This window comes from Bifidobacterium sp. ESL0800, from assembly GCF_029395355.1.
Lineage (GTDB): Bacteria > Actinomycetota > Actinomycetes > Actinomycetales > Bifidobacteriaceae > Bifidobacterium.
Genome location: NZ_CP113913.1, coordinates 1,970,065 through 1,982,735, shown reverse-complemented (window position 1 = coordinate 1,982,735; position 12,671 = coordinate 1,970,065). Strand labels below are relative to the sequence as shown.

8 protein-coding genes are annotated in these 12,671 nt (G+C 60.5%); 3 read left to right on the top strand and 5 right to left on the bottom strand.

The window, feature by feature from the left end; all coding sequences use genetic code 11:
- Window positions 1-126: 126 nt before the first annotated feature.
- A complete protein-coding gene (locus OZX75_RS07525; RefSeq protein ID WP_277146025.1) occupies window positions 127-492 on the top strand; it encodes a PaaI family thioesterase in 366 nt (121 codons plus the stop codon).
- 185 nt (window positions 493-677) lie between these two features.
- Complete coding sequence (locus OZX75_RS07520) at window positions 678-2,108, top strand: DASS family sodium-coupled anion symporter (RefSeq protein WP_277146024.1); 1,431 nt, start codon at window positions 678-680, stop codon at window positions 2,106-2,108.
- A gap of 205 nt (window positions 2,109-2,313) precedes the next feature.
- Here the strand turns inward: OZX75_RS07520 and OZX75_RS07515 are convergent, their stop codons facing one another.
- From OZX75_RS07515 to OZX75_RS07500, 4 genes are all read right to left on the bottom strand, one after another.
- Window positions 2,314-3,987 carry a hypothetical protein gene (locus OZX75_RS07515; protein WP_277146023.1) on the bottom strand — a complete coding sequence of 558 codons (1,674 nt, stop codon included), beginning with the start codon at window positions 3,985-3,987 and terminating at the stop codon, window positions 2,314-2,316.
- A gap of 137 nt (window positions 3,988-4,124) precedes the next feature.
- The gene (locus OZX75_RS07510) at window positions 4,125-5,519 is read right to left on the bottom strand and encodes a H(+)/Cl(-) exchange transporter ClcA (protein WP_525930292.1); all 1,395 of its coding nucleotides are present in this window, start codon (window positions 5,517-5,519) and stop codon (window positions 4,125-4,127) included.
- Window positions 5,520-5,812: 293 nt separating this feature from the next.
- A complete protein-coding gene (locus OZX75_RS07505; RefSeq protein ID WP_277146021.1) occupies window positions 5,813-7,114 on the bottom strand; it encodes an adenylosuccinate synthase in 1,302 nt (433 codons plus the stop codon).
- A 357-nt stretch (window positions 7,115-7,471) separates the two neighbouring features.
- The gene (locus tag OZX75_RS07500) at window positions 7,472-10,660 is read right to left on the bottom strand and encodes an HAD-IC family P-type ATPase (protein ID WP_277146020.1); all 3,189 of its coding nucleotides are present in this window, start codon (window positions 10,658-10,660) and stop codon (window positions 7,472-7,474) included.
- A gap of 536 nt (window positions 10,661-11,196) precedes the next feature.
- On the opposite strand from OZX75_RS07500, the gene OZX75_RS07495 reads away from it, so the two are divergent.
- The gene (locus OZX75_RS07495) at window positions 11,197-11,349 is read left to right on the top strand and encodes a hypothetical protein (protein WP_277146019.1); all 153 of its coding nucleotides are present in this window, start codon (window positions 11,197-11,199) and stop codon (window positions 11,347-11,349) included.
- A 91-nt stretch (window positions 11,350-11,440) separates the two neighbouring features.
- On the opposite strand, the gene OZX75_RS07490 is transcribed toward OZX75_RS07495, so the two are convergent.
- Window positions 11,441-12,670, bottom strand: coding sequence for a class C sortase (locus OZX75_RS07490; protein WP_277146018.1), 1,230 nt, complete (start codon window positions 12,668-12,670; stop codon window positions 11,441-11,443).
- Window position 12,671 lies beyond the last annotated feature (1 nt).

The window sequence follows — 12,671 nt, the reverse complement described above, 5'->3', positions numbered from 1 at the left end:
CTTACGGTTTCGGTTCCGTTTTGGTCAATCGTTGGACTGCCGGTTTCGCTTTCCGCCCAACCAAGCCACGCACGGTTCATACGCCACGCACGGTTTCCTTGCCGCGCAGAAACGAGGTCCAGCCTGATGTCACTTGCCAATTATCTGGGAATACGCCAACAGGAAATTTCCGGCTCGAAGGTCATTCTGACCCTGCCGGTCACCGAAAACCTGCTCCAGCCTTTCGGCATACTTCATGGCGGGGTGAACGCCGTGCTCGCCGAAGAAGCCGCGAGTTTAGGCGCTTTGGCGCGTCTCGACAAGGCTCACGTCGCCGTCGGCGTCGACATCTCGACCCACCATTTCCGCCCGGTTTCCTCGGGCACGCTCACAGCCACCGCCACCCCGGATTTCGTCGGCCGGACCACGCAGACCTGGCGCGTGGAGGTGCGGATGGGCAGCAAGCTCACCAGCGTTTCGACAGTGACGCTGGCCGTGCGCGAGCGCCGCTGAACCGCGCTCCCGACACCGACGCCTTACTACAAACCTTTAACGTATTACCTTTGAGCTCTGGCCATAACACGCTTATTGCCGTATGGTGTTAGTTGCTATTCGATAGCGACCTCGCCCTGCGAAGCCGTGCGCGAAATCGGCTATACGCAGGATATGGCTTCCCTGAAAGGATTGTGGTTTCCGTCATGGCCTCAGCTTCGACCAAAAAGAAAATCCCGCTTATTGTTTTTCTGCTCTGCTGCGTAGGACTGGTGGCGATGTGGTTCACGCCCGCGCCGGCGCATGTGCAGACCGCCGGCTGGCATAGCTTCGCCATCGTGCTCTTCTTCCTGGCCGGCTGCGTGCTCAACGTCGCGCCGCTGTCGATCCTCTCACTGACGATGATGTCGCTGCTGGGCCTGACCTTCACCATGCCGGCTGGTACGCTCATCTCGTTCTTCGGGTCCGGGCCGGTGTGGCTCGTGCTTTTCGCGTTCTTCATGGCCATCGGCTTCCGCAAGACCAATCTCGGCGCGCGCATGGCCTACTGGCTCATCGCGCATTTCGGCCGCAGCCCGCTGGCGCTGGCATACGTCATGGCCATCTGCGACCTCATTCTGGCGCCGGTCATCCCCAACACCAACGCGCGCGGAGCCGGTATCCTCTTCCCCATCAACCAGTCGCTGGTCGAAGCGCTTGACGAGCCGAAGGACCCGGGCAAGCGCTCGGTGAGCTCGTTTCTCACACTGGCCACTTTCCATCTGAACCTGATCATCGGCGGGCTTTTCCTCACCTCGATGGCCACGAATCCGCTGGTAGCGAGCATGGCCGCCAGCACCTTCCATATCACGATCTCATGGTTCCAATGGTTCGCCTACGCCAGTGTGCCCACGCTGCTCGCGGCCGTGGTGGTGCCGATTGTCATCCTCGCCATTCATCACCTGGAAAGCCAGAGCGCCGACCTCTCCGTCGTTCACAAAACCGCCCAGGACGCGCTGAAAAAGATGCCGAAAATGGCCATCAACGAGTACCTGATGATCACCGCGTTCGTTTTGGTCGTCATCCTCTGGGGCACCTCGTCGGTCACCAAGCTCGACAACACGCTCATCGCCCTGTTCGGCCTGACCGTCCTGCTCATCCTGCGCGTCATCGACCTTGACGACGTCTTCGCCGAAAAGCAGGGCTGGAACATCCTGCTGTGGCTCGCGCCGCTCATCGGCGTCACCGGTTATCTCAACGAGACCGGCGTGGTCGGCTGGATCAAGAAGGTCCTCACCTCAAGCGTGGCGGGCATCCCGGCGTGGCTGGCCATCGTGGTCATCGTGCTGCTCTACCTTTACGTGCACTACCTGCTCACCAGCGTGCTCGTCCACGTACAGACGTTCTTTATTCCGTTCGCGCTCATCCTGGTCTCGCTTGGGGTGCCGCCGATCGTGGCGACCATGCTGCTCGGCCTGTTGACCTGCGTCTCCCCCGGCACGACCCATTACGGCACCGGCACCGCGTCGATCTACTTCTCGACCAGCTACGTCAGCCAGAAGGAATGGTGGAAGACCGGCTTCATCGTCAGCCTCGTCAACCTCGTCATCTACGCCGGCGTCGGCACCCTTTGGCGGAAACTGCTCGGTTTGTGGTAAAGATTGCAGAAACGGCCGTATAGTGCAAACCGGCCGATGGGTTGTGACAGATCGGTTTCAACCATCCGTAAAACCCATCGGGCCATAACGCATACAAAATTCCCGGGACCGATCAGATGGACATCGATTCCCGGGAATTCTGTATGTATCAATCGCCGACCGCAATATCAACGGCCGGCGGCTATCGCCTCATACAGTCACGCAATCATGCGCGACGGCGGCGAGCCAGCGAGACACCGGCGGCCAGCGTCAACGACGCGGCGGCAGCGAGCGCAACGTAGGCCACCGAAGCGCCCGTATTCGCGAGCTTCTTGCCGTTATCGGCCTTGTTGCCGGTCTTGCCTGCGGCCGGATCAGTCGGATGGCTGCCGGACGGAGGGGTGGGCGGCGTGGCAATGTTCACCGTCGTCCAGCCAGCGAGCGCACCGTTCTCGTCGAGCAACGCGATCTTGTGCACGCCGGTCTTGTCGCTCGGCAGCAGCGGTTCGACGTAGTAGCCCTTGTCGTCGCTCTTCACCGTAAGGTACGGAGCGCCGGACGGATCGGTCAGCTGGGTCGGGTCGGAATAGATGTAACCAGCCCAGAAGCAGGAAGGCTTGGAATCGGCGGTATCGTCGGCACCGGCCTTGCACGCCTCGGAAAGGTTGTGGATATAGATACGCGACGGCGAACCGGCCACGGGGTTGCTCGGCGCGGACACATCGCCTTTGTTGCCATCGTTGAGGTCGCCGGACGCAGGCGCTGTCGGCGCAGCCTTGGTGGTGAAGGCGGGAATCTGGACGAAATTGCCGGACGGAACGCCTTCCGTGTACGACACGCCGTTGCCTTGATCGTAGAAGTCCATATACTCGACGCCGACAAGCAGCTGCATGATGTGGGTGTTGACGGTCTGATCCTTCTTGCCCTGGGCCACGAGCTCCTTGGCGTGCTCATCGAGCATGACGTAAGGATCGGCATAGGTGAGGTCCTGGCCGTTGGCGTTCACGTTCTGATTCTCATAGTGAGTGCCCGGCTCAAGGCCGATCAACGACATGTCGAAATGACCGGTCTTCTTGGAGGCGTCGTAAGGATAGCCGAACTTGTAATCGGCATTGGAGAAACCGTAACGGGTGAACTGCTGCCCCTGTCCGTCGAAAACCGAGTCAGCGTTGGAATAGTCGCCCACATAGTGCGAACCGTAGTCCTGCGCATACGTCTGAGCGGTCATATTATCGTCAATGTGCGCATCATTGTGATCGATATCCAGTTTGCCCGGATTGTATCCGCTGAAAGCACGGCAGTTCGTAGTGGTCTGATGCGTCGTCGGATCCTTGTATTGCGTGCACCCGCCCTTGGCCGAACGCGCGGTCATGCTGGTGACGTTGGTGAAGGAAATGATCGGAGCGATACGATCGGTCTCGCCGTTAATCGGATGATTGGCGGGATGGCCATTAGGCCACGTAATCTGATAATCGAAGCTGAGGTTCGCGGTGTGGGCACCGACGTCGGTGACCTTCACATCGGTGATCTTGATGCCGCTGACACCCACGCCATCGCTGCTGCTGGACGGGGTCTCGCGCGGCTGCACGGCCGGCTGGGGCTGTGCGGACGGCTTCTGCTCGGACTGGGCCTGAGCCTTGGGCTGAGCCTGCGTTTGCGGCTTGGCCTGCGCCGTGGCATCGCTCTTATTGGACGAATCGGCAGTCGTCGCGTTCGCATCGACTTTGGCATCGCTGCTCTGCGCCGCGTCTTTGCTGACGGACTGCGTCTGCTGCGTGGCAGCAGGTGCATCCTTGGCCGTCGGCGTCTCAGCCGCGCTTGCCGAGCCGACGCCGATACCGGCCATCATCATGCACGCCGCCGCGAACGATGCGACAATGGCATATCTCTTCTTTGCCATATTGTTCCCTTCTTCTCATCCAGACTCACTGGATTGGGATAAATTACGCGATACAGATTACACCTGTCTGCCGATATATTCATACAAATATTTGATAAATGACTAAATAGTAATATGACAGACTCAAGTAGCCGCGTTCAGTCCAGAATCGTCGAAATGACGTTTTTGGGCAGTTGCTCCGGATGGCCGGCTATATAGCGGTCGAGGAGGGCGTCGTAGATCGGTTTGGTGCCGGCCAGGTCTGAGACCAGCAGGGCGATGAAGCTGCACGCGGCGACCGGGAGCATGTGCATCAGGGTACCGCTCATCTCGACGGTCAGCAGGATCGAGGTCATCGGCGCCTTGACGGACGCCGTGAGCGCCCCGGCCATCGCGCAGACGGCGAACAGCGGGATGACGCTGGCGGGCACCAGCGGACTGCCGTTGATTTCGATGGCGTGAAGCGCGACGCCGCAAATGGAACCGGTGAGCGTGCCGACCGCGAGAATCGGCATGAAAATGCCGCCAGGTACACCGCTGCCGAAGCTTGTCGAAGTGAACAGCATTTTGACGGCCAATAGGATTGCTAGGAACGCGATGCCGTCGGTCGCACGCTCGGCGAAGCCGATCAGGCTTTCGCCGCCGCCCAGAACCTGCGGCAGGAAGATGCCGACCGGCAACGCGACGGCCAGCGAAATCATCGGACGCGACCACCACGGCAGTTTGTTATATAGCGTCTGGAAGCCGAGCAGCAGCTTGTTCATCGCTACGCCGACGAGGCCGGCAACAAGGCCGAGCGGCAGCATCCACCAATACTGCGGCAGGCTCAGCTGCGTCAGGCGCGCGAAGTCGAGCACCGGCTTCAGGCCGAACCAGTATTTCGAGACGAAATCGGCGGAAAGCGAGGCGGCCGCGGCCGAAAGCAGGATGGCCGGCGAGAAGTTGTGATGTACTTCTTCCAGCGCGAACATCATGCCGGAAAGCGGGGCGTTGAACGCTGAGGAAAGGCCGGCGGCGGCACCGGCGGTGATGAGAATGTTCGTTTCAGCGGTTTTGGAGCCGCCCGCGCCGTCATGGCCGTTTGCGCGACGGCGGGGTTTCAGCGAAAAATCGCTATCGGATGGTTGACGACCGGCACTATCGACATGAATACCACTATTATTGACGCTCGTTTTATTGCGCACGTCCATATTCACGGAATCCAAACCGTCTGCATCAGCTGAATCCGCGACGGCTCCGCCTTTATACCAGAACCTTCTCATTATTTGCGTCGTGCCTTGGCTGGCGGCGGCGCCGATCTGAATCGAGGGGCCTTCGCGGCCGAGCGAGAGGCCGAACATGCCGCAGAGCAGACCGCCGGCGAACCGGACGATCAGTACGATGCCCGCCCGCATTTTCAAGCCGAGCCGCACCACGCCCTCGACCTGCGGGATGCCGCTGCCGGACGCCATCGGCTCGAGCCGGACCAGCCAGGCGACGAAGAGACCGACGAGCACGGCCGCGAGCGCCCACGGTGCGATAAACCACGGATTACTGCGGATTTGCGGGTACATCCAGCGCGCGAACTGCGTGCCCCATTCGATGCCCTGGCGGTAGCAGGTGACGAGCACCCCGGCAATCAGGCCGCAGACCACCGCGCGCGCCGCCACAATCCACTGGCTGCGCCGCGATATGCCCACCGTTGCCATTTGTTGCCAATCCTCTCCCGAGCAAACAGAGCCACTCATTCCAGTCTCAGTGCAAAAAGTGCGAATTAGCAAACCCAAAACGCACTTTTCGCACACCACAACGTAAAAAGTGCACTTTAGCAATCCTAAAATGCACTTTTTTCGTCAGCGTCACTGCCTCAGTCGACGAGCGAGCGCACCTCGATGATGTGGTCGCGCTGTGGACCGGTGCCGATAGCGGAGATGCGGCAGTTGGAAATCTCCTCGAGGCGCTTGACGTAGGCCTGGGTGTTGGCCGGCAGGTCCTCGAACTTGTGCACCTTCGAGATGTCCTCAGTCCAACCGGGCATGGTCTCGTAGACGGGCTTGGCGTTGGCGAACGCCTCCTGGTCGATAGGCATATCGTCGTAACGAGTATGGGTGCCATCGCCGTTGTCGACATCGTAGGCGACGCAGATCGGAATCTCGTTGAGGCCGGTGAGCACGTCGAGCTTGGTGAGCACGATGTCGGTCAGGCCGTTGACCTGCGTGGCGTAACGGGTGACGACGGCATCGAACCAGCCGCAACGACGCGGACGGCCGGTGGTCACGCCGAACTCGTGGCCCTGTGCGCGCAGCCATTCGCCGGAATCATCCAACAGCTCGGTCGGGAACGGGCCCTCGCCCACGCGGGTGACGTACGCCTTGGCCACGCCGATGACGCGGTCGATCTTGGTGGGCCCGACGCCCGTGCCGGTGCAGGCGCCGCCGGCGGTCGGGTTGGAAGAGGTGACAAACGGATACGTGCCGTGGTCAACGTCGAGCATCGTGGCCTGGCCGCCCTCGAAGAGCACGGTCTTGCCGTCGGCAATCGCCTTGTTCAGCAGCAGCGAGGTGTTGGTGGCGTAGGGTTTCAGGCGTTCGCCGAGCTTCAGCAGCTCGTCGGTGGTCTCGTCGACGTCAATCGGACGGCGGTTGTAAAGCTTGACGAGCATCTGGTTCTTCTGGTGCAGGCTCGCCTCCACCTTGTCGCGCAGGCGGTCGGCGTCGAAGAGGTCGTGCACGCGGATGCCCACACGGTTGATCTTGTCGGCGTAGGCCGGGCCGATGCCGCGGCCGGTGGTGCCGATCTTGTGCTTGCCGAGGAAGCGCTCGGTCACCTTGTCGATGACTCGGTGATACGGCGCGATGACCTGCGCGGATTCGCTGACACGCAACTTCGAGCAGTCCACACCACGAGCCTCAAGCCCGTCGATCTCCTCGAAGAGCACCTCTGGGTCAACCACGACGCCGTTGCCGATGACCGGCGTGACGTGTGGGTTCACCACACCGCTGGGCAGCAGGTGCAGCGCATAGGTCTCATCGCCGACGACGACGGTGTGGCCCGCGTTGTTGCCGCCGTTGAAACGTGCGACATAGTCGACTTTCGTGCCGATGAGGTCGGTCGCCTTGCCTTTGCCTTCATCTCCCCATTGAGCACCAATCAGAACAATTCCAGGCATACTAACCTCCCGAGATTCGCGTTATTTCGCCGTTACAAGCCTACCGTCACGCCTATACCAGCAGCCGCTGTCCCCTAATCAAATTGTGAATTCTGCGTTATTGAGCCATCTTGGTGCACCAAGATGCCGTTTTTACGGTAATTCCCCCATCAAAGTTACGAAAACACCTATTCTTGGTGCACCAAGATGCCGTTTTTATGGCAATTCCGCAGCCAAACTACGAAAATATGGGAACTTGGTGCACCAAGATGCCAATAAAATGCGGATTTTGCAGGTCTTTCACATTTTAACGGCATATATTTAGCGCCTTCAGTTCAAGCACACGAACATATCAACACGCAAAAGCAGATATTCTTCTTATACATCCCGTTCGCGCAGGGCAGTCAGGGCCCAGAGAATTGAGACGACGTCGATGGCCTCCTGGGTGAACGCACCGACGACGACGGGAATGAGGTCGAACGCGGCGGCGACCATACAGACCAGCGCCAGGCCGAGGCCAGTGACCACGGCCTGCAGCATGGTGCGCTTGGTCTGGCGGGCGATGGCGACGGCGCGCGGCACGTCGGCGATGTCGTCGTTCATGATGACCACTTGCGCGGTTTGCGAGGCGGCAGTAGAAGTGCCGTCCGTCATGGCAATGCCGATATCGGCCGCGGCCAACACCGGGGCGTCGTTGACGCCGTCGCCGACCATCACCGAAATCGGGCGAGGCTTGGGCTGCCCGGAAAGCCGGTCGAGGAACGTCTCGACCTTCGCCGGCCGCCGCAACGCTTCATGTGAAACAGCCTTGACCGCCGAGACCTTATCCTGCGGCAACAGGTCGGCGCGAACGTCGTCAATGCCCACTTCCGCAGCGATCACATCGGCGGACGCACGGGAATCCCCGGTCAGCATGGTCACCGCATCCACACCCAAGGAGCGCAGACGCTGCAACGATTCACGGGCATTACTGCGCGGCACGTCACGCAGCACGATACACGCGGCGAGGATTCCGTCAATCGAAACGTACGCCGCCATTTCGTCGGCCGCGCGCGCTTTGAATTGCGAGGCTGGAAACTCCTGGCCTCTATACGGTTCCTTACACGGACTCCCGCTCACATCAGACGTTGAATCTTTCTTATCTCGGCTATCCGCTGAAATGGCTTCATTCCCGCCCCTATGGCCGCAAGGATCGTTTCCGGCTTGGTCGCCCGAAACGAAATCACGGGCACCGGCCGTTCGCGAGATAAAAGAACTTCCGTTATCGGCCAACGCGTTTTCGGTGTCCTTTCTATTATCTCGGCTACCTTGCGAACCGATACCAGCATGGTCTACCTGTTCGGGATTATCTGTACCGGAGGTTTTGGCAGCAACGTTGACTCTGCCGGCAGTACTTGCCGTATCGTCAGCACGATTCAGCAACGTCGACTTGGCAAACGAACCTTCGCTGTTCCGACTCGCCCCCGTCACGAAACCGAGCCGCCCGACGCGAACCGTATGGCCCTCGACCTTGCCCTCAACGCCATTGCCGGCATCCTCGTGCACGCCTTTGACCACCGGGAAAGCGGTGCGGCCGTTGTGCAGCTTTTTGGACGCGGCGGCCCCGGCGGCGACGATGCCCTGCGCGAGGATGTGCACCGAATACGTCTCCACCACCGCGGCGAGTTCCACGATGATGTCCTTTATATAGGTGTCCTTATTATATAGGTCCCGTTGCGAGCGCGAGTCCGGGTGCGAGCGCCCTGAGTCCGATTTGGATTTACGCGCGGATTTCGGTTCGACTTCCGATTTTGATTCAGCTTCCGATTCCGGTTTAAGTCCGACTCCGGCTTCAGCCCCATCCAGCCCGAGCAAATCCGGCAACCGCCTGCGCGCCTCGTCCGGCACGTCGACCCGCACGACCTGCGGCCTGGTGACCGTAAGCGTGCCGGTTTTATCGAAGAAAATATGCGAGACCTTGCCGAGATTTTCCAGGACTTCCTGCGTTTTCGTCAGAATCCCGGCCTTCGCAAGCCGTCCGGTTCCGGCCATATACGCCACCGGCGCGGCGATGAGCAGCGGGCAGGGCGTGGCCAGCACGAGCACCTGCGCAAAACGTTCCGGGGTGCCGGAAGCAATCCATGCAGCGATGCCGATGACAAGCGAAATAATGGTAAACGGCACTGCGAGCACGTCGGCGGTTTTGACCACGGGCGCGCGCGAAGACCGCGCGGAATCGACCAGCTGCATGGTCTGCTGGTACTGCGAATCTTTAGCCAGCTGCGTGGCACGGATGACAATCATCGTCGAACCGTTGATGGCTCCGCTCATTACGCGAGCGCCCGCGAATACGGTGCGCGGCAGAGGTTCGCCGTTAATCGCGCTCAGGTCAAGCGTCGCCGTGCCGCTCAACAGCTTGCCATCCACCGGAATCGTTTCGCCGGGCAGGACCACTAGCACGTCGCCCAGCTTCACCTGATCGACAGGAACCGTATGGAAATGAGCATCCTGCGAGGCTTGGGATTCCAGCGTTTTCGAGGCCTGCGAAGTGCGGGCCAGCGACCCGCCGATAAATGTATGACGCGCCAGAGAACCTGCCTGCTGCGCACGCCTGCCTTGCGAACCTCGCGAACCGCGCGAACGGTTCCGGGAGCTTGCAGCGTTATCCTTCGCCACAGAAGAAAGCTCGCAGTTGCAATCATCGGTATCAATCACACACAGGTTATTTTCCCGTTCGCGTGCATTCCCTCGCGGCAACGCAGCAGCCAGCGTCGCCCGGAATCCGTCGGCCAAACGCTTGTCGCTATTGGCAAACAGTGCATCGAGGCGTGCATTCCCCGCGTTCTCGTTAGAGTCCAAAGAGTCGGCAGAAGTTACAACTCCTCTGCCGATTTCACTTGCCTGAGAATGTCGGTTGGCAGCTCTATCGGTATCTCCAGCATCCCGAATATCCCCGGTATTCCTAGCATTGCCGGCGTTGCCGATATTTTCTGTATTGCAGAGACTGTCAGTATCGCTGTCGCTCCTAGGAACTCCGACATCTTGCGACCGTGTTTTATCGGCGGAATGGTCAGCGGCCGAATTTCCCGTTGCCCCAACACCCGGCAAATCCGAGACATGCGCCATCTGCGGGGCGGCGGCGACCAGCGCGCTCAGGTTACTTTCGGCTTTGGCCTGCGCGAACGATTCGATGGCCTCGCCGGACCAAATCATCAGCACCACGGCCCAAGCCGCCCAGTATTCCTGCACGCCGAGCGTCGAAAGCAACGCGAGAATCGCGAGCACGTCGATGCCCACGTGCCCGGCCTTCAGCGAGGCGACCATGCCGCGCACGGAATCGAAAACGGAATAGGCAACGAGCAAGACCACGATGAACTGACCGACGGAAGGGTTGAACGCGAACGGACCGATATGCCATGCCCCCACGCTCGGCGGAGCGGCCACGAAATTGCCGATTTTCAGCGCACCGAAGCCGCCCATCCACGGCCGATAATTCCAGAACAAAGCCACGAAAACCGCAGCCACGATGGTGGTGGGAAGCATTGGTACCTGCCGGCAGATGTCGGCAACTTTGCGAATGACCCGCATGATTCTCCTTGCGCGTGTGCTGCTTTGCCACGAGTCACACAAGCACGCGGCCAAGCAAGTTGGTCACGCCTTGTTAACCCACCGGCGGCGCGAGGCCACCGATACACGGCGTAAAGATTATGAATTAAGTATAACGGCACCGCGTTGACAACGTGCCGGAAAACTCGTGCGGGCCGCCAGCCCAAGCCGACGACCCGCACGAATACCCATATATCAGAGGACGGATAACAAAAAAGAACGCCCTACCGGCGGAGACCGACGAGGCAAAAGCTCCAGAAACCCGAAAACGCCCCGAAGTGAACCGCTCCAAACCGACACCACGAACATAGCACATCAGGCGCCACAATCGCAACCCATATCAAGAAACCTTGATTTTTCTTGAAAATCAAGGTTTTCATTTGCACTTTCATACGTCTGTGTTGTAGCGTCGGTCTTGCCGCGTGCATGCGGCAGCAATCCTTGAACCGATTGCGAAACGTGCGCGCGACCGGCAGGGTCATAAGGCCGGCCGACATGTATCAGAAGGAGGCCAGAAAATGGCATCCCATCATAACAAAAAGCCCGGGAACGCCGGGCTCTGCTGGCTCGCGGGCGTCGTACTGCTCGCGATCGCGCCAAAGGTAAGCCCGCCTCTGGCCGCGGCAATCCTAGCGGTCTGCGTCCTCTACGCGATCCGCAGGATCGAATAGCGCCAGCACCGTGCCGCCCGCGGCAATATCAGTCGCGAGCGGCACGGCAGGCAATCCGACAAACCACCGTGGATGCATCGAGCGGCAGCCACTATACGAGGCCGAAGAAATATGCGACGTGGGCGTCGAACCACGCGTAGCCGAGGTTGAAGACGGGCAGGAAACCGGTGCGCATCATCAGGCCGAACGAAGCCCACGCACAAATCAAGGCGACGAAAGCCAGCAACCAGATCAACGCCGTGAGCAAGGCGATTTTCGCTCGCAGACGGCCGGCCGAACCGTGGCGGCGGCCGAGACGACTGGAGTCCGAGAATTCCTCGTCTTGCGCCTCGAACCGGTCAAGGGCGTCGGCGAGGATACGGCTCAGCCGCGCGCGACGGCGACGGGCGAGCGCCATGCCCACCGCAGCCAGCATGACCAGCACCAGAAACAGCCACATCGTCCACAGAGGCGCGCCGCTCGGCTGGGTTGCGGGCACCCCCTCCCCCACAAAATGGCCGCGCACGAGCAGTCGATGGTCGTTGACGCCGTAGGGCGTGCAGGTGAGCAGCGTGACGTAGTTGCCGCCGGAGATGGGCTGCAGCCGGCTCACGTCGTCGGGCAGCACCACGGAAATCCGGTCGACCCGGTAGCTCAGCCGGTGGTTCAGCACGCGAATCTGGAACACGTCGCCGCGCCTGAGCTGCGTGAGGTTGTCGAAAAGAATATGGCCGACGAGACCGGTGTGGCCGGTGACGACGGGCTGGATGCCGGTGTCGTCGGTCGGTAGCGGGGTCGTGGCGAGATGGCCGGTGGCATTCGCCAGCGCCTTGTCGGAAGTACCGTGCTCGATAGGCAGCTTCACATGAATCTTGGGGATATCGACATAGCCCATCATGCCTTTGCCGTCCACGTTGAGGGTTTTGTAATACCTATTGAACGGCGCTTTGATATCGCCGCTGCGGAACGGATCGCGCACCGGCAGACGCCCGATTTCGGCGTTGTAGGACTTGGCATCGTTCCACATCTTCCGCTGGGCAGACGGCGAGAGCTTGGAAACGATGGCGTCGTAGGCGTCGATGGCGGCCTGCGGCTGGCGATAGTTCACATAGTCCGCCACCAGCGGATAGAGGAAAATCGCCAGCCCGACCACGAAAATGGCCACATCGATGAGGCTGCGGGGCTTGCGCGCCTTGGCATGGCGGGCAGCCGAACCCTCCGCAACAGAGGCGGAAGGTTCCGCGGACCCGACACTCCCGTCCGATTCAACGGCCACGGCGCTCACGTCGGCCACATCAGCGACGTCGGCCGCGTCAGCCACGTCACCCCCAGCCAACCCCATC

What these genes read in the sequence shown, in the direction of transcription:
- OZX75_RS07505 (WP_277146021.1), bottom strand. Translation starts at nt 7,114, where the DNA reads ATGCCTGGAATTGTTCTGATTGGTGCTCAATGGGGAGATGAAGGCAAA.
- OZX75_RS07510 (WP_525930292.1), bottom strand. Translation starts at nt 5,519, where the DNA reads ATGTACCCGCAAATCCGCAGTAATCCGTGGTTTATCGCACCGTGGGCG.
- OZX75_RS07490 (WP_277146018.1), bottom strand. Translation starts at nt 12,670, where the DNA reads ATGGGGTTGGCTGGGGGTGACGTGGCTGACGCGGCCGACGTCGCTGAT.
- OZX75_RS07520 (WP_277146024.1), top strand. Translation starts at nt 678, where the DNA reads ATGGCCTCAGCTTCGACCAAAAAGAAAATCCCGCTTATTGTTTTTCTG.
- OZX75_RS07495 (WP_277146019.1), top strand. Translation starts at nt 11,197, where the DNA reads ATGGCATCCCATCATAACAAAAAGCCCGGGAACGCCGGGCTCTGCTGG.
- OZX75_RS07500 (WP_277146020.1), bottom strand. Translation starts at nt 10,660, where the DNA reads ATGCGGGTCATTCGCAAAGTTGCCGACATCTGCCGGCAGGTACCAATG.
- OZX75_RS07515 (WP_277146023.1), bottom strand. Translation starts at nt 3,987, where the DNA reads ATGGCAAAGAAGAGATATGCCATTGTCGCATCGTTCGCGGCGGCGTGC.
- OZX75_RS07525 (WP_277146025.1), top strand. Translation starts at nt 127, where the DNA reads ATGTCACTTGCCAATTATCTGGGAATACGCCAACAGGAAATTTCCGGC.